Source organism: Streptomyces sp. NBC_00212 (genome assembly GCF_045206365.1).
Taxonomy (GTDB): Bacteria; Actinomycetota; Actinomycetes; order Streptomycetales; family Streptomycetaceae; genus Streptomyces.
The window spans coordinates 1,129,022-1,153,103 of record NZ_CP108115.1 but is presented as its reverse complement, the minus strand read 5'-3'; the positions used below and the strand labels follow the sequence as shown (position 1 = coordinate 1,153,103).

General features: G+C 70.2%; 23 protein-coding genes, 1 tRNA gene and 1 pseudogene. 20 read left to right on the top strand and 5 right to left on the bottom strand.

From position 1 onward, the window contains the following. Nucleotides 1-25: 25 nt before the first annotated feature. Nucleotides 26-436: a hypothetical protein gene (locus tag OHA17_RS05365; protein WP_398872692.1), complete on the top strand. Its 411-nt coding sequence runs from the start codon at nucleotides 26-28 to the stop codon at nucleotides 434-436. A 64-nt stretch (nucleotides 437-500) separates the two neighbouring features. On the opposite strand, the gene OHA17_RS05360 is transcribed toward OHA17_RS05365, so the two are convergent. Then, the gene (locus OHA17_RS05360) at nucleotides 501-1,487 is read right to left on the bottom strand and encodes an alpha/beta hydrolase (RefSeq protein WP_406504507.1); all 987 of its coding nucleotides are present in this window, start codon (nucleotides 1,485-1,487) and stop codon (nucleotides 501-503) included. An 845-nt stretch (nucleotides 1,488-2,332) separates the two neighbouring features. Between OHA17_RS05360 and OHA17_RS05355 the strand changes: the two genes are divergently transcribed. After that, entirely contained in the window at nucleotides 2,333-2,974 is a 642-nt protein-coding gene (locus OHA17_RS05355) for a LuxR C-terminal-related transcriptional regulator (RefSeq protein ID WP_406504506.1), read from the top strand. 27 nt (nucleotides 2,975-3,001) lie between these two features. Here the strand turns inward: OHA17_RS05355 and OHA17_RS05350 are convergent, their stop codons facing one another. Beyond that, nucleotides 3,002-3,619, bottom strand: a complete 618-nt coding sequence (locus tag OHA17_RS05350; protein ID WP_406504504.1) for a TetR/AcrR family transcriptional regulator — start codon at nucleotides 3,617-3,619, stop codon at nucleotides 3,002-3,004. 24 nt (nucleotides 3,620-3,643) lie between these two features. Between OHA17_RS05350 and OHA17_RS05345 the strand changes: the two genes are divergently transcribed. From OHA17_RS05345 to OHA17_RS05325, 5 genes are all read left to right on the top strand, one after another. Further along, nucleotides 3,644-4,057, top strand: a complete 414-nt coding sequence (locus OHA17_RS05345; RefSeq protein WP_406504503.1) for a PaaI family thioesterase — start codon at nucleotides 3,644-3,646, stop codon at nucleotides 4,055-4,057. Between the two features lie 273 nt (nucleotides 4,058-4,330). Next, nucleotides 4,331-5,068: a Phenylacetic acid catabolic protein gene (locus OHA17_RS05340; RefSeq protein ID WP_406504501.1), complete on the top strand. Its 738-nt coding sequence runs from the start codon at nucleotides 4,331-4,333 to the stop codon at nucleotides 5,066-5,068. Between the two features lie 95 nt (nucleotides 5,069-5,163). Beyond that, entirely contained in the window at nucleotides 5,164-5,961 is a 798-nt protein-coding gene (locus OHA17_RS05335) for a hypothetical protein (RefSeq protein ID WP_406504499.1), read from the top strand. A gap of 83 nt (nucleotides 5,962-6,044) precedes the next feature. Next, entirely contained in the window at nucleotides 6,045-7,121 is a 1,077-nt protein-coding gene (locus tag OHA17_RS05330) for a Leu/Phe/Val dehydrogenase (protein ID WP_406504497.1), read from the top strand. A 175-nt stretch (nucleotides 7,122-7,296) separates the two neighbouring features. Next, a complete protein-coding gene (locus OHA17_RS05325) occupies nucleotides 7,297-9,366 on the top strand; it encodes a transglycosylase domain-containing protein (RefSeq protein ID WP_406504495.1) in 2,070 nt (689 codons plus the stop codon). A 2-nt stretch (nucleotides 9,367-9,368) separates the two neighbouring features. Here the strand turns inward: OHA17_RS05325 and OHA17_RS05320 are convergent, their stop codons facing one another. Both OHA17_RS05320 and OHA17_RS05315 read right to left on the bottom strand, forming a co-directional pair. After that, the gene (locus OHA17_RS05320; RefSeq protein ID WP_406504493.1) at nucleotides 9,369-10,016 is read right to left on the bottom strand and encodes a LuxR C-terminal-related transcriptional regulator; all 648 of its coding nucleotides are present in this window, start codon (nucleotides 10,014-10,016) and stop codon (nucleotides 9,369-9,371) included. After that, nucleotides 10,001-11,260 (bottom strand): sensor histidine kinase, encoded by a 1,260-nt coding sequence (locus OHA17_RS05315; protein WP_406504491.1) that lies wholly within the window; start codon nucleotides 11,258-11,260, stop codon nucleotides 10,001-10,003. The genes OHA17_RS05320 and OHA17_RS05315 overlap by 16 nt, the downstream gene beginning before the upstream one ends. 241 nt (nucleotides 11,261-11,501) lie before the next feature. Between OHA17_RS05315 and OHA17_RS05310 the strand changes: the two genes are divergently transcribed. From OHA17_RS05310 to OHA17_RS05280, 7 genes are all read left to right on the top strand, one after another. Next, complete coding sequence (locus tag OHA17_RS05310) at nucleotides 11,502-11,930, top strand: hypothetical protein (protein WP_406504489.1); 429 nt, start codon at nucleotides 11,502-11,504, stop codon at nucleotides 11,928-11,930. Between the two features lie 69 nt (nucleotides 11,931-11,999). Then, nucleotides 12,000-12,533: a hypothetical protein gene (locus OHA17_RS05305; RefSeq protein ID WP_406504487.1), complete on the top strand. Its 534-nt coding sequence runs from the start codon at nucleotides 12,000-12,002 to the stop codon at nucleotides 12,531-12,533. A 459-nt stretch (nucleotides 12,534-12,992) separates the two neighbouring features. Then, the gene (locus OHA17_RS05300; RefSeq protein WP_406504485.1) at nucleotides 12,993-14,912 is read left to right on the top strand and encodes a sensor histidine kinase; all 1,920 of its coding nucleotides are present in this window, start codon (nucleotides 12,993-12,995) and stop codon (nucleotides 14,910-14,912) included. Nucleotides 14,913-14,919: 7 nt separating this feature from the next. Continuing rightward, a complete protein-coding gene (locus OHA17_RS05295; RefSeq protein WP_053730984.1) occupies nucleotides 14,920-15,354 on the top strand; it encodes a roadblock/LC7 domain-containing protein in 435 nt (144 codons plus the stop codon). Between the two features lie 2 nt (nucleotides 15,355-15,356). Then, nucleotides 15,357-15,728, top strand: coding sequence for a DUF742 domain-containing protein (locus OHA17_RS05290; RefSeq protein WP_053730983.1), 372 nt, complete (start codon nucleotides 15,357-15,359; stop codon nucleotides 15,726-15,728). Continuing rightward, a complete protein-coding gene (locus tag OHA17_RS05285; RefSeq protein WP_406504482.1) occupies nucleotides 15,706-16,323 on the top strand; it encodes a GTP-binding protein in 618 nt (205 codons plus the stop codon). Before OHA17_RS05290 ends, OHA17_RS05285 begins: the two co-directional genes overlap by 23 nt. A 1-nt stretch (nucleotide 16,324) precedes the next feature. After that, the gene (locus OHA17_RS05280; RefSeq protein ID WP_053730981.1) at nucleotides 16,325-16,888 is read left to right on the top strand and encodes a GAF domain-containing protein; all 564 of its coding nucleotides are present in this window, start codon (nucleotides 16,325-16,327) and stop codon (nucleotides 16,886-16,888) included. A 24-nt stretch (nucleotides 16,889-16,912) separates the two neighbouring features. Here the strand turns inward: OHA17_RS05280 and OHA17_RS05275 are convergent, their stop codons facing one another. Then, on the bottom strand, nucleotides 16,913-18,118 hold the full coding sequence (locus OHA17_RS05275) for an acyl-CoA dehydrogenase family protein (RefSeq protein ID WP_406504480.1): 1,206 nt from the start codon (nucleotides 18,116-18,118) through the stop codon (nucleotides 16,913-16,915). Between the two features lie 1,249 nt (nucleotides 18,119-19,367). Here OHA17_RS05275 and OHA17_RS05270 point away from each other — a divergent pair. The 6 genes and pseudogenes from OHA17_RS05270 to OHA17_RS05245 all read left to right on the top strand — a co-directional run bounded on the left by OHA17_RS05270 (nucleotide 19,368) and on the right by OHA17_RS05245 (nucleotide 24,017). Then, entirely contained in the window at nucleotides 19,368-20,561 is a 1,194-nt protein-coding gene (locus OHA17_RS05270; RefSeq protein ID WP_406504479.1) for a Gfo/Idh/MocA family oxidoreductase, read from the top strand. 137 nt (nucleotides 20,562-20,698) lie between these two features. Continuing rightward, nucleotides 20,699-20,772, top strand: a tRNA-Pro gene (locus OHA17_RS05265). Nucleotides 20,773-20,927: 155 nt separating this feature from the next. After that, nucleotides 20,928-21,341, top strand: a pseudogene (locus tag OHA17_RS05260) (AAA family ATPase); the annotation flags it as partial. Nucleotides 21,342-21,355: 14 nt separating this feature from the next. Continuing rightward, nucleotides 21,356-23,215 (top strand): ATP-binding protein, encoded by a 1,860-nt coding sequence (locus OHA17_RS05255; protein ID WP_406510943.1) that lies wholly within the window; start codon nucleotides 21,356-21,358, stop codon nucleotides 23,213-23,215. Further along, nucleotides 23,116-23,562: a hypothetical protein gene (locus OHA17_RS05250; RefSeq protein ID WP_406504477.1), complete on the top strand. Its 447-nt coding sequence runs from the start codon at nucleotides 23,116-23,118 to the stop codon at nucleotides 23,560-23,562. Before OHA17_RS05255 ends, OHA17_RS05250 begins: the two co-directional genes overlap by 100 nt. Continuing rightward, a complete protein-coding gene (locus tag OHA17_RS05245; RefSeq protein ID WP_406504475.1) occupies nucleotides 23,559-24,017 on the top strand; it encodes a hypothetical protein in 459 nt (152 codons plus the stop codon). Before OHA17_RS05250 ends, OHA17_RS05245 begins: the two co-directional genes overlap by 4 nt. Nucleotides 24,018-24,082 lie beyond the last annotated feature (65 nt).

Here is a 24,082-nt window from a genome sequence, read left to right as displayed (position 1 = left end):
CCGTGACGGGACTTTGGGGGAGTGCATGGGTGTCTTCGTGCTGTGCGCATGGCTGTTGACCGCCGCACTGGGCGGCTACCTCGGCACCGTGTGGATCCGCCACGGCGGCCTGAGACAACGAGCCCCGGGCGTGACGCGCCTCCCGCTGTGGCTGATCGGCGGCCATGTGGTGTTCGCCGTCGCCGGGCTGGCCGCCTGGGCCGGGTACCTCATGGGCGACCTGAGGAGCCTGGCCTGGGCGGCGTGCGCGGGCGTCCTGGTCGTGGCCGCGTTCGGCTTCACGATGCTGCTGCGCTGGCTGCCCAGCTCCGGCCGCCACTCCCAGGGCAGCACGACGGCCGAACGCCATTTCCCTTTCGCCGCGGTTGCCGCCCATGGGATGAGCGCGGGGGCGACAGTGCTGCTGGTGGTGCTTGTGGTGATCCGGCAGATGTGAGGGTGCTGTTCGGGAGGGCTGTCGCCGGGGCCGCACTTTCAACTGCCCGTCCGTTGAGGTGAGTTCAACGGAGAAGCTTCCCGCTCGCGTCGGACTGCCCGAGGACGCGGCGGAGCCAGCGGGTGCGGGCGTCGCGGGCGTCCCGGCTGAGGGCCGCCTGGGGTGCGAAGGTGTCGAAGCCGTGAAAGGCGCCCGGCCATACGTGCAGTTCGGCCTGGCCGCCGGCCTGCCAGAGCGCGTTGGCGTAGGCCACGTCCTCGTCCCGGAAGGTCTCGGCCGACCCGACCTCGATGTACGCCGGGGGCAGCCCGGACAGATCCGTGGCGCGGGCGGGCGCCGCGTAGGGGGACACGTCCTCGGCCCCGTACCGATTCCCCAACAGGGCTCGCCAAGCCGTGCTGTTGGAGGTCCTGTCCCAGGTGTCGACGCCCGCCATCTGATGGCTGGAGCAGGTGTTGTCGCGGTCGTCGAGCATCGGGGACAGGAGCAGCTGGCCGATCGGTGCGGGGCCCGAGCGGTCACGGGTGAGCAGGGCCAGAGCCGCCGCGAGCCCGCCGCCGGCACTCTTGCCTCCGACGATGACGCGGTCCGGGTCGATGCCCAGTCCGGACGCGTGCGCAGCCGCCCAGACGAAACCGGCGTAGCAGGCCTCGATCGGGCCGGGATGCCGCGTCCGCGGGGCCAGCGGGTATTCGACCGAGATGACGGCCAGCTTGAGCGGCAGCGCCAATTCGCCCAGCAGGCGCGGGAGTACGGACCAGGCGTTGCCCATGATCATGCCGCCGCCGTGCAGGTAGTAGAGCAGCGGCAGCGGGCCGCTGACCCCGGCGGGCCGTGCGCTCACCAAGGTGACGTCCCGCCCGCCTGCCAGCACCCGCAGCTCCTCCACCTCGAAGTGGCCGCCGGCCCGCAGATCCTCCGCCGACGGCCGGGGCCGCGCCATGGCGTCCCGCTCCTGCCGAGCCGCCAGGTTCTCCGGGGTGAACGGCTCAGTCACCCCGGCCCCCAACCTGCCCAGTGCCGAGCCCAGTTCGGGGTCGAACGGGGGCACGCCCCGAGCCGTCGATGCGGGGCAGGGCCGCGACGGCACTGCGCACCCTGGTGCGAGATCCATGCGGCGTAGTGAATCACCCGCCGGACGGCGGCCGTTGGCGGCCCCGAACTGTCCGTCGGCTGCGGCCGCAGCGGGGGAGCGTCGGTCGGCAACTCGTCTGCGTAAAGCCAAGATTTGGTACGCGCCGGACGCCCGCCGCCGCGTTATGGCCGATTATCCGCGCTCGGCGGAGTGTTCTTCCCGGTCCCGAATGGCCGATTGATATCGGAAAGATTGGCTGATTCGGGAGAGTTGGGCTGCGGTCAATACTCTCATCCGGAAGATTTCATTCAGATCTCCCCATGGGAGTGACCGTGAGGTACGCTCGCCGTGAGCCCGACACCGGGCCGAGGGGGTACGCCTTGGGTGTTCACGAGGACGTTCGCGCGCATGGCTGATTTTCCCCGCCGGCCACAGTGAAGGTGGAGCGACCCCGTGTCACGGGATTCGGACAAAGCAATACCTCAGTAGGGGCGGCAAGTCGGACAACCCGCACTTGAGCCTTGCTCTGGGGAGTCCCCGTCCCCGCCCGTGCCGGATCGCCTGAGATCGCAGCGGATCGATTTGATCCAGGAGATTCGATCCATGGAAGAGATTCGATCCATGGAAATTCGACCCACGAAGAACTGCGCGAAGCCGACGGTACAGAGGCCCGACCTCCTTGCCGTTCTCCCCATTGGTCCATGACAAATGCGACTCAATGGCGGACCGGCATTCAGGCCTTATTCGATCTCGTGGCCGCACTGACGCCCGGCCTCCACAGAGGCCCGCAGGCGGCCGCACGGGGGAAGGGGACGGCGTACATGGCTCAGATCCGCGTGCTGATCGCCGATGACCAGGTCGTGACCCGATCCGGTCTCGTGGCCATGAGCAGAGAGGCGCCCGGACTCGACGTGGTCGGCGTGGCGCAGGACGTCGCCGGCGTCCTGGCCGCCGTCGACTGCGGAAATCCCGATATCGTCCTGCTCAACCTGCGCACACTGACGGGAGACAGCCTTCGTCATCTCGTCCAACTGATCGGCGCGCACGTTTCGGTCATCGTCTTGTGGTGCCACGACTCCGCCGTCACGATCCAGGACGCGTTACGGGCCAAGGTCGCCGGATTCATGGACCTGGAGATCCTGCAAGAGGAATTTGCCGGCGTGATCGCTCTGGTCGGCCGCCGTGGCTGCGCCGCCTATCTGCTGCCCCGAGACCGGCTTTCCGACATCGGCGAAGGGTGCTCGATGTCATCGACCTCGGGGGCGATGTCGAATCTCACCTCACGCGAGAACGACGTTCTGCGGCTGCTCGCCGACGGCATGACGAACAAACAGATCGGCTCCTCTCTCCATATCGCCGAGAACACCGTCAAGAAACACGTCCATCGCGTCATGATCAAGTTATCGGCCTCAAGCCGGGTGGAAGCGGCGTTGCTTGTTTCCCGGCTCGGCCCGAGGGTGTGAGCCGTACGGGGCCGGCGGTACGTCCGGTCAGGAGAAGAGCGACTTGAGCAGCACCTCATAGGTCCGGCCCGCGCCGGTCACCGTCGGCTCGCCTTTCATCGCCACCTCGTGCCCGAGGTAGGTCAGCGCACCCAGAAGGGCGAGCGCGAGCTGCCGGGAGCTCTCGGCTCCCGCGCCGACGCCCTCGACGCCGGGGCCGGTTCGGGTCGTCGTGGCGCGCGCCCGTTCCACCAACCGGATCGTCGTCGACAGCCACCACTGCTCGTCGATCCGCCGCCAGCGCTCGTACCCGAGCACCGCGGGGGCATCCAGCAGGAGCAGTCGGGCGACGGCCGGATCGGCGCAGAATGCGAGGAACTCCCGCCCTGAGCAGAGGAGTTGAGCGACGGGGTCGTCCTCGACGGCTCCCAAGGCTCGGATCCGTACCGCGAGCTCGCGGTGGATGTCGTGCACGACGTCCACGAGGAGCGCCTCCTTGCCCGCCCAGTGGTGATACAGCGCACCCGTCGTGAGCCCGGCGTGCTCGGCGATCTCCGCGATGGTCGTCGAGGAGTACCCCCGCTCGCTGAACAACTCCCGTGCGGTGTGCGTGAGTTGGGCTCGGGTGGTCTCGGTGCGTTCGGCGTTGGTCCTGCGTGGCGACATACCGAACGATGCTATGTTTCTTCGATGATGGATGTCGATGCAGCGCAGGCCGTCCTCGATAACAGCCCCTTCGGCCCCTGGTGGGGATTCCGGGTCGAAGCCGTCAAAGAGGGGCGGGCCAGAGTCTCGCTCCCGCAGCGCCCCGAACTTTTCCGCCCGGGCGGCGTGCTCCAGGGCGGGTGCGCGATGACGCTCGCCGATGTGACCTGCTGGATCGCGATCATGTCGCTGTTCGGCGAGGACGATCCTTCCGTGACCCAGCAGATGACGACCAGCTTCCTCGGGCCGGCCCGGACTGATCTGGTCTGCGAGTCGACGATCGTTCGGCCCGGGCGGTTGATCGTGTACGGGACCGCGGAGACGACCGACACGTCGGGGAGACTCGTCTCCCACCACACGCTCACGTACATCCGGCCTCCGCAGCGGAACGGGGGCTGAGTCTCAGCGCCTTGATTTTCGGCCGCGAGCCGTCCCCGCGGCTGGTCGCCCAGTTCCCCGCGTCCCTAAATGAACCCCCGCACCACACCTGAGCAGCAGGTGGTGCGGGGGTTACTTGTGTGGCTCACGAGCCCGGAAACATCCCTCCGAAGTACCTCTTACGAGCCCCACGGTTACCCCCATGGTTCAGGGGCGAGATGGGTCCATCGTGCACTACCGACGGCGCGAACCGGCCGGATAGGCTCAATTTCTCGGCTACCGGAGGAGATTCGTATGGCGACTGTCTATTCGGAGAATGTGAGCCTGGAGAGTGTCGCTGAACTCCCGGAGGAATACCGGGAGGTGTTGACCCATCAGATGCTCGCCAATGGTGAGGGCGAGCTGAGCGCCGGTGACACCTACGTCGACTCGTTCTATCCGCTCGCTCCCAACGCCGATGAGCGCTATATGTGCCTCAAATTCGGCATGGAAGAAGTGGACCACTTCCGGCGCTTCGCTAAACTGCTCACCCCGCTCGGCATCGACACCTCGCACATGGTGAACCAGGCCGTGGCGGACCGGCGTTACTTCCCCGCCGAGAGCATGACGACGCAATTCACCGTCTGGGAAGAGCGCGCCGCGTTCAGCTTCCTCTGCGAGCTCGAAGGGCATTTCCAGATCAAGGAAATGACGACGAGCACGTACGCGCCCCTGCGTGTCGAGGCCGATGCCATCCTCAAGGAGGAGGCCCGGCACTTCGGTTACGGCAAGCGCCTCATGCAGGAGGCGTACGACGCCGGCGGGCAGTCCCGCGACCGGGCCCAGCGGGCGCTGGACCGGTTCTACCCGATGGCGCTCGACATGTTCGGGCGGCCCGACTCCCGGCGCGGACGCCTCGCCGTCAGGTGGGGCCTGCGCAAGCACGACAATGGCGAACTCCGCGAGCTCTACAAGACCGCGATCGCCCAGCACATCGAGAAGATCGGCTTCTCCGTCCCCAAGGTCGACCCCTCGCAGCTCCAATTCGCCTGAGCGACGCTCCAGTTCGCCCGAGCGGCGCCGGCCCAACCTCCCCGGAACGATCCGCTTCCCTCGGAACCCCAGCCACCTCACCGGAGTAGGAATCGATGACGACGACCGACACGCTGATCGACCGGATCAAGACGCACCGCGTCTTCGCGCACCCGTTCTACGACCACTGGGCCGCGGGGCCCCCGTCCGCCGAGGTCTCGGGCGCGCTCTTCCACCAGGTGCAGTCGTTCTGCGCCTCCACCCGTCCCGGCGGCGAGTTCCCGACCGCGCTGCGCGGCCTCGGCTGGGACGAGCAGGCGGTCCTCATCGAAGAGATCGTCGACAGCGAGTCCGGCCACGGCCCCGAACTCGCGACCATGGCCGGCCACATCGTGAACCGCACCGGCTCGCAGGTCTTCGACGACGTGTACGACACCGAGCGCGTCGAGGCATGGCTCAAGACCTCCTCGGACCGGCTGCTCGCCGGCCTCCCCGGCTACGACCGCGAGGCGGGCCTCACGGCTCAGGCGAAAGCCGCCATCGAGGTGTTCCGGCGCCGGTTCTCCGCCGATGCCGAGACCACTGTCCGCAACCTCGGCACCGCGCTCGCGCTGGAGATCATCTCCAACCAGTCCCTGATCCCCGGCGAGAAGCGCGCCCTGATCGACTCCGGCCACTACAAGGCCGAACTCGACGAGCCGGAAATGCACTACATGGCAGAGCACTGGGGTGAGGCAGGCGCCGAGCAGCAGCACGAATCGAATGTGATCCGCGCCGTCTCGGCCGTCATGGACGCGTCGAACAGCGAGCAGGTAGAGCAGGGTGTCGAGGACTTCCTCGAATCGCTGTGCGCGCTGTGGGACGTCCTGGACGCGGCGCTCCTCTCGTCCGGATTGCAGCAGCCGGCCGCATAATTCTCCGCCGCACGGGCCGGTGGTTCGCGCCTCGTAGCGGGCCGCCGGCCCGGCAGTCGACGGACACAATCCAGGGGTGGGTCATGAGTGTGTTCAACGAAATGGACGGCCACGAGCAAGTTCTGTTCAGCTCCGGCCCCGGCGGGCTCCGCTGCGTCATCGCCATCCATTCGACCCTGTTGGGCCCCGCGCTCGGCGGAGTGCGATTCCTTCCGTACGCCGATGACGACCAGGCGGTCGGCGACGCGTTACGCCTTTCCCGCGCGATGACGTACAAGGCGGCCTGCGCGGGACTGGACATCGGGGGAGGAAAAGCCGTCATATTCGGCGGTCCGGGGGTGGAGAAGTCCGAAACGCTGCTCCGCGCTTTCGGCCAGGCGGTCGAGAGCCTCTCGGGACGGTTCATCGCGGCCTGCGACATGGGCATCACCACCGCCGACCTCCGGATCATGAGCAAGGAGTCCCGGTGGATACGCGGCCTGGACGTCGAGGAGGGCGGCTCCGGTGAATCCGGCGCGATGACCGCGTACGGCGTGAACCTCGGCATCCGGGCCTGCCTGGAACACCTCGACGGCAGCGACAGTGTGGCGGGCCGCCACATCGCCATCGACGGTGTCGGGAAGGTGGGCGGGCGGCTCGCGGCGCATCTCGCCGAAGGCGGCGCGCGGCTGACCGTGGCCGACATCGACCAGGAGAAGGCCGAGCGGGTGGCCGAGGCCTGCGGGGCGGAGGTCGTCAGCCGAGAGAAGCTCTACCTCCTCGACGTGGACGTCCTGAGCCCGAACGCGATCGGCAACGTCATCGACGCCGACGTCGTGGACAAGCTGCGCTGCCGCGTCGTCGCGGGCGGCGCCAACAACCAGCTCGCCGCCCCCACGATCGCGGAACGGCTCGCGGCGCGCGGCATCCTCTACGCACCCGACTTCGTGATCAACGCGCTCGGCCTGATCCAGGTCGTCGACGAGCTGCATCCGGCGGGCCACGACATGAACCGGGTGCGGCAGCGCGCCCAGCTGATTCCGGAACGGCTCGTCGAGATCTTCACCAGGGCCAAGCACCTGAACATCAGCACGGCCGCAGCCGCGACCAGCATGGCCCGCGATCGCCTCGCCGCAGTACGCGGCGTGAGCTCGTTCTGGCTGCCGCCGCGGTGCGGGTGAGGGGCGGCAGCACATGGTGCGGGGCCCCATGGGGTGCCCGCACATGGCGTGCGGCGCCATATGGCGCGCCCACATGAGATCCTGCGCGACCAGCTTCGGTCCCACACGGCCGGAATTACGGTTCATAGACGATTATTTGACGTGATTCATAGGTCAGCTGCGTATGTTTCGCCGTATGTCCTCCATGCGCCCCCGCCCGCCCGGATCCCTGCTCACCCGCACCCTGCGGCTCCTCGGGGTGAGTGTTCTGGCGGGCGCGATGGCCGCCGGGATCGTACTGCCCGCGGTGGGCGCGCTGGGATTGGGTGCGAAGACCGCCGCGGAGAGTTTCAACAGTCTGCCCGACGTGTTCAAGACGCCCCCGCTGTCCCAGGCGTCCCAGATCTACGACGCCGACGGCGGCCTCATCGCCACGGTCTACGACCGCGACCGCACCGTCATACCCGGTGACCAGATCGCCCCGGTCATGCGCAAGGCGCTGGTCGACATCGAGGACAACCGGTTCTACCAGCACGGAGCCGTCGACCTGCAGGGCGTACTGCGCGCCCTGAACAAGAACGCGGCCAGCGGCAGCGTGGCCCAGGGCGGCTCCACCCTCACCCAGCAGTACGTGAAGAACGTATTCGTCGAGCAGGCGGGCAGCGACCAGAAGGCGGTCCTCGAAGCCCAGCGCCAGACCCTCGGCCGCAAGATCCAGGAGCTGCGCTACGCGATCGAGCTCGAACAGACCCTGCCCAAGGACCAGATTCTCACCAACTACCTCAACATCACGTTCTTCGGCGAGCAGGCGTACGGAATCGAGGCCGCCGCCGAGCGCTACTTCAGCGTGCACGCCAAGGACCTCTCGCTGCCCCAGGCCGCCCTGCTCGCCGGGATCGTCCAGTCGCCGTCCATGTACGACCCGGTCACCAACGCCCGCCTTGCCAAGCAGCGCCGCGACACGGTCCTGACCAAGATGGCCCAGTACGGTTCGATCACCGCCGCCCAGGCCCAGCAGGCGATCAGCACGCCGATCAAGCTCCAGATCAGCAAGCCGCGCCAGGGCTGCATCACCGCCCAGCAGGGCGAGGGCTTCTTCTGCGACTACGTACACCACGTCGTGGTGACCGATCCGGCGTTCGGCAAGACCGCCACCGAGCGGCAGGCACTGTGGAGCAGGGGTGGTCTGCAGATCCGTACGACGCTGGCCCCCAAGGCGCAGAAGGCCCTGCAGCAGTCGGTCACCTCGCACGCGTACACCACCGACGACGCGGCCGCCGTGATGAGCCTGGTCCAGCCCGGCACCGGCAAGATCGTCGCGATGGGGCAGAGCCGCGACTACGGCCTCGGCGCGGATCAGACGGAGATCAACCTCAACGTCGGTACGGACATGGGCGGCGGCCTGGGCTTCCCGACCGGCTCCACGTTCAAGCCGATCGTGGCGGCCGCGGCCCTGGAGAAGGGCACGACCCCGGACCAGGAGTACCCGGCGCCGTACTCCATGCCGTGGCCCGCCATGTCCGACTGCGCGGGCAACACCTATCCGGAGAACGGCGAGGTACACAACGACAGCACGTCCCTGACCGGACCGTTCTCCATGCCGGACGCCATGGCGCAGTCCGTCAACACCTACTTCGCCCAGCTGGAGGCCGACACCGGGCTGTGCGACGTGTCGAAGATGGCCAACGCGCTCGGCATCACCGAGCAGGCCGGCGGCACCAAGCTGCAGGTGGTCCCCTCGCTGACGCTGGGCAGCAATGACCTGACCCCGCTGGAGATGGCCAACGTGTACGCCACCTTCGCCAACCACGGCACGTACTGCGCTCCGGTCGCCATCACCTCGGTGACCAAGCCGGACGGGTCCAACGTGCAGGTGCCGCAGGCCAATTGCCATCAGGTGATGTCCACGGAGACCGCCGACACCGTGACCACGATGCTCCTGGGCGTCGTCCAGGACGGCACCGGCAAACCCGCCGGGCTCACCGACCGCGACAGCGCGGGCAAGACCGGCACCACCGACGAGAGCAAGCAGGTGTGGTTCGCCGGATACACCCCCGAACTGTCCGGCGCCGCCGTCGTCAGCGACACCCGGAGCCCGCAGGACCTCGACGGCCAGAGCATCGGCGGCGAGACCATCGGACAGGCCTTCGGCGGCACCCTCGCCGGACCTGTGTGGCGCGACTCCATAGAGGGAGCGCTCGCGGGACAGCCCGCCGGAACGCTCACCACGACCACGCTGCCCGGCGGGTCGGGTTCCGACGGCTGAGGTCAGGGGGTGTTGAGATAGGTGAGGACGGCGAGCACGCGACGGTTGTTGCTGTCGTCGTCGGTGATGCCGAGCTTGCCGAACATCGACGTCGTGTACTTGCTGATCGCGCTCTCACTGAGGAAGAGCCGTTGGCCGATGGCCTGGTTGGACAGGCCTTCGGCCATCAGGCCGAGGACGGAGTGCTCGCGTTCGGTGAGCCCTTCGAGGAGCCGGTTCGAGGATCCGCTGGAGAGCAGTTTGGCGATGACGGCCGGGTCCATGGCGGTGCCACCGGTGGCGACGCGTTCCAGCGCGTCGATGAACTGGTCCGCGTCGAACACGCTCTCCTTGAGGAAGTAGCCGATGCCACCGGTGCCGTCGGCCAACAGCTCGCGGGCATAGAGCTGTTCAACGTGCTGGGACAGGATCAGGACCGGCAGGCCGGGCACCTCGCGGCGGGCGGCGAGGGCCGCGCGCAGGCCCTCGTCCGACTGACCCGGCGGCATGCGCACATCGACGACGGCCACGTCCGGCCGCCACTCCAGGAGCGCGTCGAGGGTCTCCGGCCCGGTGGCGGCCGTCGCCACCACCTCGTGTCCGTACGCCTCGATGAGACGGACCATCCCGTCGCGCAGCAGGTAGAGGTCTTCGGCTACGACGATTCGCATGGCACCATCATCCTCACCCGCGTCGGACCGCCCGCCGGGCTGGTGATCTCCAGGGTGCCGTCGAAGACCGCGAGGCGGCGCCCGAGCCCCGCGAGTCCGCCGTCGGCGCGTGCGCCGGCCCCGCCCCGGCCGTCGTCCTCGACCTCCACGACGAGGGTGGTGCCGTCCCGCGTGATGGAGATCCGCGCCCGGTTCGCCCGGGCGTGCTTGACCGCGTTGGTCACCAGCTCGGCGATGCCGAAGTACAGGGCGGACTCGATGGGCGGGTCCAGACGCAGCTCGACGTCGGCGCTGACCGCCACTTCCAGTGGGCTGTCCAGGGCGAAGGCACGCACGGCATCGATGAGCCCCCGCTCGTTCAGAACGGGCGGGCTGATGCCCTGGACCAGTTCGCGCAGCTCGGTCAGCGACGTGGCGGCGCCGACCCGGGCCTCCCGCATCAGCGCCCTCGCCTGGTCGGGGTCGGTGTCCATCAGCTTCTCGGCGGTCGCCAGTGAGAGCCCGAGCGCGACCAGGCGCGCCTGCGCCCCGTCGTGCAGGTCACGCTCGATCCGGCGGATCTCGGCGGCCTGCGCGACGGTGGTGTCCGCGCGCTGAGCGGTCAGTGCGTCCACCCGGTCGGCAAGCGCCATCGCCGCCGACGTCCGCAGGAACCGTACGGCCACGGGCTCCACGGGCCGCCAGGCGTACGGGGCGGTGGCGACGGCCACGACCAGGCCGAACACCCCGACGAGGTGCGGGGCGAGCCCCGACCGGCCGAACCCGAAGGCCGCCGCGGCCACCCCGGCCAGGGGGACGGCCGCCACCACGCCCGCGCTGACCGCCACGATCGCCGCGAACCGCAGGTCACGCCAGTTGGCCGGGTCGCTCCAGCGGAGCCGCAGCTTCTGGTCCATCACGGCATCGCGGCTGGTGCGCTCGTAGCCGAAGCCGTTCCACCAGTACCCGGTGGACAGCCGCGTCACCGGCCCCGGCCGGCGGTATCCGGAGGCGATGACTGTGCCGGTCCACCGCGCGACGAGGAAGCGGACTGTCCGGCACACCGGGCGGGACAGGCCGAGCGTGCCCACGCAGACCAGCACGACCGGCGCGAGCCACGACCAGGGATTCGCCGCTCCCCACCAGATCCCCAGTGCTATGGCGCCGGCCCACACAGCCGGAATCACCATGGTGGCCACCACCACAACGCAGGCCCGGACGAACCCCACACAGACACCTGCCACCCACGATCCCAGCTGTCGCATGACCTTCCTTCTCCCTCACAACCCCGACCGCGGCACGGGCAGTTCCCGCGTTCCACCCATCGGGCCGGTACGGCTTCGTGATCTCCACTCTGCACCGCGCGGCTCCCGCCCGGCCCCAGGTCGGCCCAGGAGTGGGTCTGGCCCCACCCACCCCGGCGTCCAGGCCCATACCGCCCCTTCGACGCGCTTCCTAACGTCGAAACGAAGCCGAACGCGGACACCCCGAAGGACGAGGAAGACCATGGAAACCACCGCCCGCACCACACTCGCAGTCACTCACCGCTGTGCCCAACTGGCCTTCCGCAAGACGAAGTTGATCGTCACCGCCTATGGTGCGCTGAGCTCGGTGGTCCTGCTCACGGTCGTCATCCGCGCACTCACCGGCCACACGGTGAGCTCATTCATGTGGGGCCGGTCGGGCGGAGTGCTGGCGAGCGCCGCGGTGACGTACTGGCTGACCGGCGTCGCCGCACAGGGAAAGCGATGGGCCTATGTGAGGGTGCGCGTCGTCTCGGTCGTCGTACCGATCGCGATCGTCGCCGTCGACGTCATCGGCGGCCTGCCGGGCTGGTTCGTCGCGATGCAGGTCGTATGCGCTCTCACCATCGGAGCGACGGCTTTCGTGGTCAACGGATCCGAAGTGCGAGCCGCGTTCTCCAAAGAGCGCTGACGGTTACCGAGACCCCCAGATTGACAACTTTAGTTGCCGTAGGCGTGTTGGGAAACTAAAGGTGTCAGCATGACGTCACCTGAGATCACCACTCCGGAACGGACCGCCCTCGACAAGGCCCTCTACGACGCCCTCAACCCGCTCGCCTCGGCCCTGCGCGCCCGGGCGACGGGACTCCCCGAGGAGCGCATGTGGGAAGCGGCCCCCCTGGAGGTGACCCTGTCGATCCTCGCCACCTGGAAGGTGGTGGACGCGGAGGTCAAGCACCTCACGGCCCTGGCCGCGAAGACCGCGGGCTCCTACGGCGCGAGCTATGAACAGCTGGGCGCCGCCTGGGGGATCACCCGTCAGGGCGCCCGTAAGAAGTGGCCGGATGCCGTCGACAAGGCGGCGCCGGGTGAACCAGGAGAGAGCCTCGTCGAACTCTGCGGCGGCAGCGCCACCTTGTCGCGAGACCCGTCGTCGGGCCACTGGCGCTGGGCCGGCCGGGCCGCCGACGGCACACACGGCCAGGCCGCCAGCGCCTCGCGCCACGCCACGAAGGAAGAGGCCGCCGCCCACGCGGGCGCCTTCCTCAAGGAACATGCGGCCGAGGGGAGTTGAGGGAGGCACGCGCGTGGCCGAAACGGCGCGGGAGCGATGAGTTGGTGCGCGGTCGGCTGTTCCTCGCGATGACCCGCGCCCGCGACATGCTGTGGCTGGGCGGCGTGGCTCGGTAGCGAGTCACGCACTCGTCGCTTCGCCCATCCCGGGGCCACCCATCGAACCCACGTCGGAGGTGTATCCGGCCCCCACCCGGTCGCTGCCGCGAAGCGGAACCCGGGGGAGCGGGAAATGACATCGGCCGTTCCGCAGTGGGGAGTTGAAGATCACGCACGTTATCGGTCTGTCGTACGATGCGTCATACCAGAGCGGGACGCTGTGCGTGGAACTTTGCCAACTGCGCACCGAGGGTGATGTATTGACGACTACGGTGAGTGGTCGACGAGCAAAGTGGGCCTTACATCAGCCGAGTTGGGCCTGCCAGAATGATCCATGGGACCCCACGCACCGAGGACACCGATGTCTCATCTCCGCGCACCCGCCGCGCGGCCGGACCGCCGCGAGGGCGGGCGGCACGGCCGCAACGCCACCCGGCCGCAGCAGCCCACCGTCGACGCCGGACACCCGGCCCCGGCGGGCCGGGCGCCGATGCCCCCAGGGCCGCGCCCGTCGCCCGAGTCCCGCATACGCCCGCAGCTGCTGCGCGCCGCCGTACTGCCCGCCACCGTGGCGGTGCTGTGCGGCGCCGCCGCCGTCGCCTTCACCCTGCACTCCACCGGCCGGCACCCCAGCACGGGGCTCTGGGCCATGCTCGCGGGCCTCGCCGTGCTCGCCATCGCCGCCCTGATCGCGGCCGGAATCGGCGCCGACCGGGCAGCCAAGACCGTGCTCGGCCGCGCCAACGGACTGCGCCGGAGCAGCGCCCGCTCGGCCGCCGACCTCCGTACGGTCGTCGAGGCACTGCGGCGCGGCGAAGGGCCGCCAGCACGCCACGCACCGGACCAACTGCCCGCAGGAGCCGACGAGTTCGAGCTGCTCGCGCACGAGCTGAACCGCTCGTACGACGCGGCCGTGGTCGCCGTCGTGCAGGCCTCCCAGCTCTCCAGCAGCGTCGGCAACGAACAGAAGGTCGAGGTCTTCGTCAACCTCGCCCGCAGGCTCCAGTCCCTCGTCCACCGGGAGATCCAGCTCCTGGACGAGCTGGAGAACGAGGTCGAGGACCCCGAGCTGCTCAAGGGCCTCTTCCACGTCGACCACCTGGCCACCCGGATCCGCCGCCACGCCGAGAACCTCGCCGTGCTCGGCGGCGCCATCTCGCGGCGCCAGTGGTCCCACCCGGTCACCATGACCGAGGTCCTGCGCTCCTCGATCGCCGAGGTCGAGCAGTACCCCCGGGTCAAACTGGTGCCGCCGATCGACGGGACGCTGCGCGGCCACGCCGTCGCCGACGTCATCCACCTCCTCGCCGAACTCGTCGAGAACGCCACGGTGTTCTCGGCCCCGCACACCCAAGTCCTCCTGCGCGCCCAGTTCGTGACGGCGGGTCTGGCCGTCGAGGTCGAGGACCGGGGCCTCGGCATGCCGGTCACCGAGCAGAGCAAGATGAACGCGCTGCTCTCCGACCCCGACCAGGTCAATGTCGCCCACCTCCTCCAGGACGGCCGCATCGGCCTGTTCGTGGTCTCCGCCCTTGCCCGCAGGCACGGCATCGCGGTCCGCCTCCAGACCAACATCTACGGCGGAGTCCAGGCCGTACTGGTGCTGCCACAGGGCCTGTTGGGGGCCGAACCCGAAGGCCTCAACCAGCAGGGCCGCCCCCAGCCGCAGACGGCGCAGAGCGCGGAGCGGGAGAGCACCGGCCAGATCCCCGTCGTGCTGGCGCCCCCTCAGATGACCCAACCCGCCGAGGTGAGCGCGCCGCTCCCGGCCGCCGCCCCCGCGCCCGCCATCGCTCCCGTACAGCCGGAGCCCGTGCACCAGACCCGGCCCACCGTCGGCCTGCTGCCCCCGCCCCGGGGGCATCTGTCCGAGCCCACCACGGCCGGCCAAGGAAGCGGCCCGCTGCCCGTGCGCGGGGCGCACGACGAGCGGCCCAACCCGGCCGCCGCACCCCCCGGCATCCACCACGGCGCGGCGCCCGAGCCCGTCGAATCCCGGGTGCCCATCACTCCGAGAGCCCAGAACGGAGCCGTGCGCGGCACCATGGGCCGCCCCGATCTGCCCCGGCGCCGCAGCCAGGAACACCTCGTACCCCAGCTGCGGGACGCGCCCGCACCCCGCAAGGATGACGAACACGCCCTGCACGACCCGGGGTTGATGGCCGCCTTCCAGCGAGGCATCGGCCTCGCCGAGGCACAGCAGAGCCACTCCGCACAGTCGACCCACCAGTCCCCCCAGGCGCTCCAGTCGGAAACTGACGCCGAACACTCCAAGGAGTAGATGCACCATGGCGAGCGATGCGCCGACCGGACACGTCTCGGACCTCGACTGGCTGCTGAGCGGACTGGTCCAGCGGGTGCCCTACACCCGCAATGCGGTTCTGCTCTCCTCCGACGGCCTGGTGAAATCCGTTCACGGCCTGGACACCGACAGCGCCGACCACATGGCGGCCCTCGCCTCCGGCCTCTACTCCCTCGGCCGGAGCGCGGGGGCCCGCTTCGGCGACGGGGGCGAGGTCAGGCAGGTCGTGGTGGAGCTCGACTCCACGCTCCTGTTCGTGTCCACGGCAGGATCGGGGACCTGTCTCGCCGTGCTCGCCGGCCGGGAGGCCGACGCCGCGGTCCTCGGCTACGAGATGGCCATGCTCGTCAAGAGCGTACGGCCCTACCTCGTGACGCCGGCCAGGCAAGGAGCCGGGACACCCAGCGGCCTGAGGAGTTGACCGTGGCGGCCCCGCAGGACGGGCCGTGGCTCGACGACGCGGCCGGGCGGCTGATCCGCCCCTACACGGTGAGCAACGGCCGCACCCGGCCGACCGCGACCCTGGACCTGCTCTCGCAGGTGATGGCCACCGGAACGATCCCCCAGACGCACCTGGGCCCCGAGCACTCGCAGGCCCTCGGCCTGTGCAAGGGGCCCACCTCGGTGGCGGAGATCTCGGCACACTTGCGGCTGCCGGCCGTCGTCACCAAAGTGCTCCTTTCCGACCTGGTGGACTGCGGGGCGGTGACCGCACGCGCCCCCCGCTTCCACCACACACCCACCGACCGATCCCTGCTGGAGGCAGTGCTCGATGGCCTACGACGACGGCTTTGACGCCCTGCCCGACGGGGACGCCGTCGACCAGTTCCCCACCGCGCTGAAAATCCTCGTCGCGGGAGGGTTCGGGGTCGGCAAGACCACCTTCGTCGGGGCGGTCAGCGAGATCGAACCGCTCTCCACCGAAGAGCTCCTCACCACGGTCAGCGTCGCCCACGACAGCCTCGAAGGGGTCGAGTCCAAGACGACCACCACGGTCGCCATGGACTTCGGCCGCATCACCCTGGACGACCACCACGTGCTCTATCTGTTCGGCACGCCCGGGCAGGAACGCTTCTGGTTCATGTGGGACGAGCTGTCCGAGGGGGCCCTGGGCGCGGTGATCATCGCCGACACCCGGCGGCTCGACGAATGCTTCTCCGCCGTCGACTTCTTCGAGCGGCGGGGGATCGGATTCCTCGTCGCCGTCAACGAGTTCGACGGTTCGTACCGCTACGACCCGGAGGAGGTGCGGGCCGCCATAGACCTCAAGCCCGAGGTTCCCGTCGTGCTGTGCGACGCCCGCATCGGCAGCTCCGGCATCCGGACGCTGGTCACCCTGGTCCAGCATCTGCTCGCCACCATCCCGGCAGCCACCAGCCATGGAGCTTGACATGACGTACGACCCGACCGGACACCTCCTGCTCACCCCCGTCGACCGGGAGGCGCCGGTCCGCGTCCAGCGGCTGCGGCAGCTGGGCATGGGGGAGTGGCCCGACCCGGCCTTCGACGAGTTCGCGCGCAAGCTCGCCGAGGTGACCGAGGCGCCCTTCTCGATGGTCAACTTCATCGACGAGAACCAGCAGTTCTTCGCCGGCCTGCACACCCCGAACGGCGCCCACACCGGCTCGGACCTGGCCGCCGCGTCCGGTGGGGTGAGCCGGATCATGGCCCGCGACCACGGGTACTGCCCGCACGTCGTCGTCCGCCGCAAGGCGCTGGTCCTGGAGGACGTGTGCGATTACCCGCGCTTCGCGGGCAACCCGGTCGTGGACGAGATCGGCATCCGCTCCTATCTGGGGGCGCCGCTCATCGACCGTACGGGCATCGCGCTCGGCACGATCTGCGTCGTGGACACCGAGCCGAGGCCCTGGGGGCGGGCCGGCCTGGAGACCATCAAGTCCATGGCGGCGGAGCTCGTCGAGCAGATCCACCGGCGCGAGGACGGCCGTATCTGAGCCGCCCTCGCGGTGCACGCACGGTCAGTGGGCCGCGGCCAGCTCCTCCATCCGCACCAGCTCGGAGAGCTGCTGCGACCACTGGCCCTTCGCCGTGCCAAGAGCCACCTCGGCCAGCCTCAGTAACTGGACGTCCGAGGTGCCGGCCGGAGCGAAGATGTGGTGGGCGTCGCGCAGATAGCGCTCGATGGGGCGGTCGGTGAACAGCCCGGCCGCCGCATGGATCTCCATGGCGTTGCGCGCGGAGTCCAGCGTCGACTCGACGTTGACGACCTTCGCGTTCATGAGCTCCGCGTCGCAGGGCAGCCCCTGGTCGAGCAGATGGACCGCGTGGTAGGCGACGAGCCGGGCCGTCATCAGACGGGACTTCAACTGCCCCAACTTGATTTTGATGTTGGGGAGTTCATGCAGCGGCTTGCCGTAGCGGATCCGCTCCGTGCAGAACCTGGTGGTCTCCTCAAGGATCGCCTGGTGGATGCCGAGCGACACGGCGGTGAGGTTGGCCCGCCCGTAGAGGACGCTGGAGGAGTACGCGACAGCGAGCCCGTCGCCCTCCTCGCCGAGCCGGTTGCCCACGGGGACACGGCAGTCGTGGAAGTGGACCTCACCGAAGCTGAAGCCGTGCAGGCCCATCGACTCGCGGTGCTCGCCCAGCGAGAAGCCCGGCCGGTCCGACTCCACAAGGAAGGCCGAAAGTCCCTTCGAGCCCGGTCCGGTACGCAGGACCACCCCGTGGAGATCACCGACGTGACTGTTGCCGACGTACACTTTTCGGCCATTGAGTACGTAGTCGTCGCCGTCGCGGACCGCGCTCGCCGCCATTCCAAGGACATGACCGCCCGACTCCGGCTCGGTGACCGCGATCGTCGGCAGGCATTCGCCTGCGGAAACGGCCGGGAGCCAGCTCTTCTTCTGCTCCTCGCTGCCGAAGTGGACGATCTTGGCGACGCCGAGCTGGGAGGCCTGCACCATGGCGCCCATCGCGCCGCTCACCCGGGACAGCTCCTCGATGATGATCGTCTTGCCGAGGTGCCCCACCCCCATACCGCCGTAGGCGGGGCTCACGGTGGCTCCTATCCAGCCCTGCCGGGCGATCAGCCGCGACAGCTCGTGCTGGACGGTGCGGGCCGTTTCCATCTCGGCGATCCGCGGCCGGACCTCGCGTTCCGCGAAGTGCCGTACGTCTTCCCTGAGTTGTTGGTGCAGTCGGCTGTTGAAGTATGCGTCCATCCGCGAGCCCTCCTCCGCGAAACGCCTGCCGCGGGAGGCCCCGGCAGGTGGTGCATCGGCAGTGGTCCCGTCCCGAAGAGGCCGACCTCCTCAATGCTGTGGATCACCTTCGGTTCGTACAACATTCGTCGTCAACTTTGGCCGGAATCAGGCGTGTTGACGTTTGAATGGCGATGTGTTGTGTGCGGGCCGGCCCGTTCGGTCCCAGTCGATTGCATCCCCTTCACACATCTTTCTGCCACATGCCCACGGCAAAGGTTTCGTGGGCATGTGGCACTCAGGGTCAGGAAGCGGAATCAGATGGGCACGGTCGTGACATCCGGGGACAAGTGCAGAACCGATTCGCTTCGACATCGACGAAATCGACCTTCCCTTCCTGCATGTGGGTGAACGATGGAGGCCCGCAGTGCCAGACCGGCCGACGTCTTCGCCGCGCTGGGGTGGCGTCGGGTGGCGAACCAGTCGGTGAAGTACGGGAGTTGGGCCGGCCGCGCCGGGGTTGAGCGGCCTGTGGAGAGGGGCGCGCGATTCTCTCGATCGCGGCGCTGACCTGGCGGTCTTCCGCGCGGCGTACGGCATGGCGGATCTCGGAGCGGCGGCAGTGGCAGCGGCCTCGGATCTCGGCGCGCCGGGCGGCGCGGAACACGGACGGCCCGGCACGAGTCCGCGACGGAGTCTCCGGCCGACTGTCTTGATCCATAACTCCCCCTCCTTGTACGGGAGTTGATCGGTTCTGAAAGAGGCACCGATACCTCTCCGTCACGCTTACGGTTGCGTTCGGGGGCGGCGCGTTGGGGTGCGGCCCGGCGCACACGGTGTGCGCAAGGGGTGCGGGAAGCGGGTCGGAGCGTGCGATGCGGAATCGGACGTCGCCCTGGTCGGGAGCGTTCGGCACCGACACGGTCCGGCCGACGAGCGCCCGCATCCGGACACCGGCCGCCGACGCGAAACGGGGGGTGTCCGAGCGGCCGCCGCTGCCGCACGGGCACTCGCGGCCCCTGAGGTGGGGGGAAGTGGTGAGGAATCCGGCCACCCCATGGGCCGGGCGGACGCCCGCCCGGCGATCGGCACGAACAGGCGGCTGCCGCGATGTACCTGCCGTGGGCACCGACATCGAGAACAATGCGCAGCATGCCACTCGACGACCGTGCCCGCCGGTCGGTGCGTCCCGCGCACCGGCGTGGCCCGGCCGTCCCGCGGCTCCACCGACCGCCCCACCGCAACACCGCCCGACGTGAAGGAAGTTGACATGACCGACCTCCGTATCGGTGTCATCGGATACGGCATGCGCGGCACCATCGCGCGCACCGCACACCGGCCCGGTCGCGGCGCTGTGGTCGCCGCCGTCGCGGACCCCGACCCCCGGGCCCGCGAGGCGGCCGCCGCGGCCTTCCCCGGCGCGCTCGTCACGACCGACCACCGCAAGGTCATCGAGGCCCCGGACCTCGACGCCGTGCTCGTCCTCACCCCCGACCACACCCACGCCGACCTCGCCTGCGCGGCGCTGCACGCCGGGAAGCCGGCCTTCGTCGAGAAACCCCTGGACATCACGGTCGAGCGCTGCGACGAGATCCTCCGGACCGCGCGCGATACCGGTACCCGGCTGTACGTGGGCCACAACATGCGGCACATGCCCGTCGTCCGGATGATGCGCGACCTGATCCGGCGGGGCGCCATCGGCACCGTCAAGACGGTCTGGGTGCGCCACTTCGTGGGCTACGGCGGCGACTGGTACTTCAAGGACTGGCACGCCGAGCGCCAGTACACCACCGGCCTCCTCCTGCAGAAGGCCGCGCACGACATCGACGTACTGCACTGGCTGTCCGGCGGCTACACGCGCGACGTCCAGGCCATGGGCGATCTGATGGTGTACGGGGACAACCCGCACCGCCGCGCCCCTGGCGAGCCCAAGACCGAGGACTGGTACACCGAGGACGGCCACTGGCCGCCGCACACCCAGCGCGCGCTCAACCCGGTCATCGACATCGAGGACGTCTCGCTGCTCAACATGCGCCTCGACAACGGTGTCCTCGCCTCCTACCAGCAGTGCCACTTCACGCCCGACTACTGGCGCAACTACACGGTCATCGGCGACGCGGGCCGCCTGGAGAACTTCGGCGACGGCCCCGGCGGCCAGGTGAAGGTGTGGAATTCCCGGCGCTCCGAGTACCGCGCCGAGCCCGACGAGACGTACGACATCCCCAAGGCCGAGGAGGACCAGGGGCACGCCGGCGCGGACCCGCTGATCATCGACGAGTTCCTGCGCTTCGTGCGCGACGGGGGCGTCACCGACACCTCGCCGGTCGCGGCCCGGATGGCGGTCGCGGCGGGCTACCAGGCCACGGCCTCGCTCCGGGCCGGCGGCACCCCGCGCGAGGTGCCCCGGCTCGACCCCGACCTCGTGGCGTACTTCGAGCGGGGGCAGCGGCACGCGGCCGACTGAGCGGGGGCCGGCGGCCGGCGGCCCCCGCCGAGTGTCGCCCTGCGCGCCCCGGGAAAGCGGTTCGTGACCACCCGGGGAAGTGCGGTATTGTTCTCATGCACGAACGGCCGGGGGGAAACCCCAGGTCAGACGGGCATCGGGACGTGGCGCAGCTTGGTAGCGCACTTGACTGGGGGTCAAGGGGTCGCAGGTTCAAATCCTGTCGTCCCGACTGTGTTTTACGCACGTCGGAGGCCGTTCTCTCATGAATGAGAGGACGGCCTTTCGTGCGTCCGGAGCCACGGTACGGGCGATGCCTCAGCCGCCTCTCGGGCTCTGCTCGGCGGGCGGGCTCGGGGCAGGTGGCCGTGGAGTCCGCGGGAACGCGTGGCGAGCCGTGCCCGGTGGGAGAATTCCGTTGTGGGCGCGCAGGTGAAGTCGCAGCTTGTCGGCCGGTCCGCGCTGCTGACGTCGCTGTGCCGTCAGGTGGACGCGGCTGTCGGCGGGACTGGCGGCCTGGTGCTGCTGGCGGGGGAGCCGGGCATCGGGAAGACGGCGCTCGCCGCCGAAGTCATGAGCTACGCGCGAAGTCTCGGCGTGACGGTGGCGTGGGGTACCTGTGAGGACGGGGGCACCGCGCCCGGTCTCTGGCCCTGGCAGCAGATCGTCCACACGGTCACGGGGCGGGCGGAGCCGCTCGTCGAAGGCGCGGGCGCGCGAGCACAAGGCGGCGGGGAGGACTCCCGGCCGGCCCTGTTCGAGGGGATCGCGGAACTGCTGCTGCTGCACGGCGGCCGGCCGCTGGTCGCGGTGCTGTGCAGTGGGCCGACGCCGCCTCGGTGCTGCTGCTCGGCCACCTGGGCCGCCGGGCGAGGCACGAGCCATTGCTCCTGGTCGGCACCTACCGCGACGTCGAGCTCGCGCACGATCACCCGCTGCTCTTGCTGCCGGACGCCGAGGCGGTCGTGCTCGGCGGTCTCGCGGCGCCGGAGGTGGCCGTGCTCCTGGACCGGTTCGGCCAGCGGGCCGGAGCGGATACGGCCGCCGCCGTGCAGCGCCGCACCGGGGGCAATCCCTTCTTCGTCCAGCAGATCGCGCGGCTGCGCGCCGCGGGCGGTGACAGCGGGGCGGTCCCGGTCGCCATCAGCCAGACGGTGGCCCGGCGCCTGGCCCGGCTGCCGGATCGGACGGCCCGCCTGCTGGGCACCGCCGCGGTGCTGGGCCGTAGGTGCGCGATCCTCCAGTTGGCCGCCGTCGCGGCCGTTCCGGCCACCGAGGTACCGGGCCTGCTGGAGCCCGCGGTGGACGCGCGGATCGTCACCCGCGACGGCCCCGACGGCTACCGGTTCGTGCACGACCTCTTCCGCGAGGAGCTGATGGCCGAGCTCGATCCGGCTCGGCGCGCCCGCACCCATCTCGCCGTCGCACGAACGCTGGAGGACACCGGCCACCCCGCCGAGCTGGCCTGGCACTACGCGCAGGCGCTGCCGTTCGGCCCCACCGAACCGGCGATCGGCCACGCCGTACGGGCGGCCGAGGAAGCGCTGTCCCAGCTGGCGTACGAGGAGGCCGCCCGCTGGTGGCGGCAGGCCGTCCGGCTCACGGTCCCGCACGATCCCGGACGGCTCCGGCTGCGTGCCGCGCTGGCCGAGGCCGAGCTGTACGCCGGATCGAGGGATTCGGCCGCGCGCGGGTTCGCCGAGGTCGCCGCCCAGGCGCACGCGCGGCCGGAGATGCTGGCGGCAGCAGCCCTTGGCCTGCACCGGGCGGGCGTCCGCAGCGGCGACTCACGGCGCGCGGTGGTCGGTTGGCTGGAGCGGGCGGAAGCGGCTCTGCGCGGCGGCCCCCCGGCGGCACCGCACGCCGAGGTGCTCGCCGCACTGGCGCGGGAGCTGGCCGACGGCCCGGAGCGGGACGTGGGCCGAGCCCAGGAGCATGCCCGGCAGGCGGCGGAGATCGCCCGTACCGCCGGTGATCCCCATGCCCTCGCCACCGCGCTGTTCGCTCAGCACGATGTCGAGTGGGCGCCGGGCACGGCACGGCGCCGGCTGGCACTGGCCGAGGAGATGGTGGCGGCCGCGGTGGACGCCGGCAACGCGGCCTTGGAGTTCGAGGGCTTGCTGTGCCGGTTCGTGGCGCTGCTGGAACTCGCCGACCCCGCCGCGGCGGCCGCGCTGCGCCAGGCGGCCGACGTGGCAGAGCGGTCCCGGCTGCCGCGCGCCCGCTACCTGGTGCGCTCGCGCGAGGCCGCCTGGGCACTGCTGGAGGGCCGGTTCCTGGAGGGCGCCCGCCTGTCCGACGAGGCGGCGGAGCTGGCCGAGGCGATCGGCGAACCGGACGGGTCCGGGGTGACCGCGACCCAGCGGATCGCGGTCGCGATGGCCCGGGAGGGACCGAGCGGAGTCTCGGCCGTCCTGAACGAATGCGGCGAAGCCGGGCTGCCGCCGGAGTTCCTGCCGCACGGGCGCTGCTTCGCCTACCTCGCGGCCGGCCGGCCCGAGGCGGCGGCGGCCGTCCTGCGGGCCCTGCCCGCGGCCGAGGAGCTGTCGCGGTCCGGTGGCGGGCCCTGGCGGGCATGGCCTTCGACGTGGAGATCGCGGTCGCGGTCGGCGTTCCGGAGGTGTGCGAGGACCGCTACCGGCGGCTGCTGCCGTACGAGCAGGAGACCGTCGTGATCGGCGGCGGCGTCGCCGTCCTCGCCCCGGTGGCGCTCTACCTGGGCCTGGCCGGCACCGGACCGAAGGCCGCAGCGCACCTTGAGGACGCCCTGGTGGCCGCCGACCGGCTCGGCGCCCGGCCCATCGCGGCCCGCGCCCGGCTCGAACTCGGCCGCCTCCTGCTGGCACACGACCCCGCGGGCGAGCGCGGCCGACTGCTGCTCTCCCAGGCACTGACAGCGGCCGAGGAGCAGTCGGCTGGCTGTCCGACCGGGCCCGCGCCGCACTCGCGCGGGCGGACACCAGCCACGTGTTCCGCCTGGACGGACAGCTGTGGACACTTGCCTACCAGGGGCGCACGGTGATCCTCAAGGACGCCAAGGGACTGCACGACCTGGCGCTGCTGCTGTCCTGCCCCGGCTGCGAGATCCCCGCACCCCGCCTGCTGACCGGCGAGGACGCGCCGCCCGCCGGAAGCGACGAGGTGGCGGACGACCGGGCGCGCGCCGCCTACCGGGCCCGTCTGGACCGCCTCGACGAGGAGATCACCGACGCCCGCGCCGGCGGCGACTTCTCCCGGCTCGGCCGCGCCGAGGACGAGCGCGACGAGCTGATCGCGGAGCTGCGCAGGGCGTACGGCCTCGGTGGACGCCGACGGCGGCTCGGGGATCCCGGAGAGCGCGCCCGCACCACGGTCACGGCCCGGATCCGGGATGCCATGCACAGGATCGAGCGGGAACACCCCGAACTGGGCCGGCACCTGTCCGCGTCGGTGGCCTGCTCCTACCGCCCCGAGCGACCGGTCCACTGGCAGCTGTGAGCGCCGGTCCCACAGCTTGTGAGGAGCGTTCTCACGCCTACGAGTCACCAACAACCCGAAAAGGT

Coding starts and splice junctions, on each gene's coding strand:
- OHA17_RS05365 (WP_398872692.1), top strand. CDS start 26: ATGGGTGTCTTCGTGCTGTGCGCATGGCTGTTGACCGCCGCACTGGGC.
- OHA17_RS05355 (WP_406504506.1), top strand. CDS start 2,333: ATGGCTCAGATCCGCGTGCTGATCGCCGATGACCAGGTCGTGACCCGA.
- OHA17_RS05350 (WP_406504504.1), bottom strand. CDS start 3,619: ATGTCGCCACGCAGGACCAACGCCGAACGCACCGAGACCACCCGAGCC.
- OHA17_RS05345 (WP_406504503.1), top strand. CDS start 3,644: ATGATGGATGTCGATGCAGCGCAGGCCGTCCTCGATAACAGCCCCTTC.
- OHA17_RS05340 (WP_406504501.1), top strand. CDS start 4,331: ATGGCGACTGTCTATTCGGAGAATGTGAGCCTGGAGAGTGTCGCTGAA.
- OHA17_RS05335 (WP_406504499.1), top strand. CDS start 5,164: ATGACGACGACCGACACGCTGATCGACCGGATCAAGACGCACCGCGTC.
- OHA17_RS05330 (WP_406504497.1), top strand. CDS start 6,045: ATGAGTGTGTTCAACGAAATGGACGGCCACGAGCAAGTTCTGTTCAGC.
- OHA17_RS05325 (WP_406504495.1), top strand. CDS start 7,297: ATGTCCTCCATGCGCCCCCGCCCGCCCGGATCCCTGCTCACCCGCACC.
- OHA17_RS05320 (WP_406504493.1), bottom strand. CDS start 10,016: ATGCGAATCGTCGTAGCCGAAGACCTCTACCTGCTGCGCGACGGGATG.
- OHA17_RS05315 (WP_406504491.1), bottom strand. CDS start 11,260: ATGCGACAGCTGGGATCGTGGGTGGCAGGTGTCTGTGTGGGGTTCGTC.
- OHA17_RS05310 (WP_406504489.1), top strand. CDS start 11,502: ATGGAAACCACCGCCCGCACCACACTCGCAGTCACTCACCGCTGTGCC.
- OHA17_RS05305 (WP_406504487.1), top strand. CDS start 12,000: ATGACGTCACCTGAGATCACCACTCCGGAACGGACCGCCCTCGACAAG.
- OHA17_RS05300 (WP_406504485.1), top strand. CDS start 12,993: ATGTCTCATCTCCGCGCACCCGCCGCGCGGCCGGACCGCCGCGAGGGC.
- OHA17_RS05295 (WP_053730984.1), top strand. CDS start 14,920: ATGGCGAGCGATGCGCCGACCGGACACGTCTCGGACCTCGACTGGCTG.
- OHA17_RS05285 (WP_406504482.1), top strand. CDS start 15,706: ATGGCCTACGACGACGGCTTTGACGCCCTGCCCGACGGGGACGCCGTC.
- OHA17_RS05280 (WP_053730981.1), top strand. CDS start 16,325: ATGACGTACGACCCGACCGGACACCTCCTGCTCACCCCCGTCGACCGG.
- OHA17_RS05275 (WP_406504480.1), bottom strand. CDS start 18,118: ATGGACGCATACTTCAACAGCCGACTGCACCAACAACTCAGGGAAGAC.
- OHA17_RS05270 (WP_406504479.1), top strand. CDS start 19,368: ATGACCGACCTCCGTATCGGTGTCATCGGATACGGCATGCGCGGCACC.
- OHA17_RS05250 (WP_406504477.1), top strand. CDS start 23,116: ATGGCCTTCGACGTGGAGATCGCGGTCGCGGTCGGCGTTCCGGAGGTG.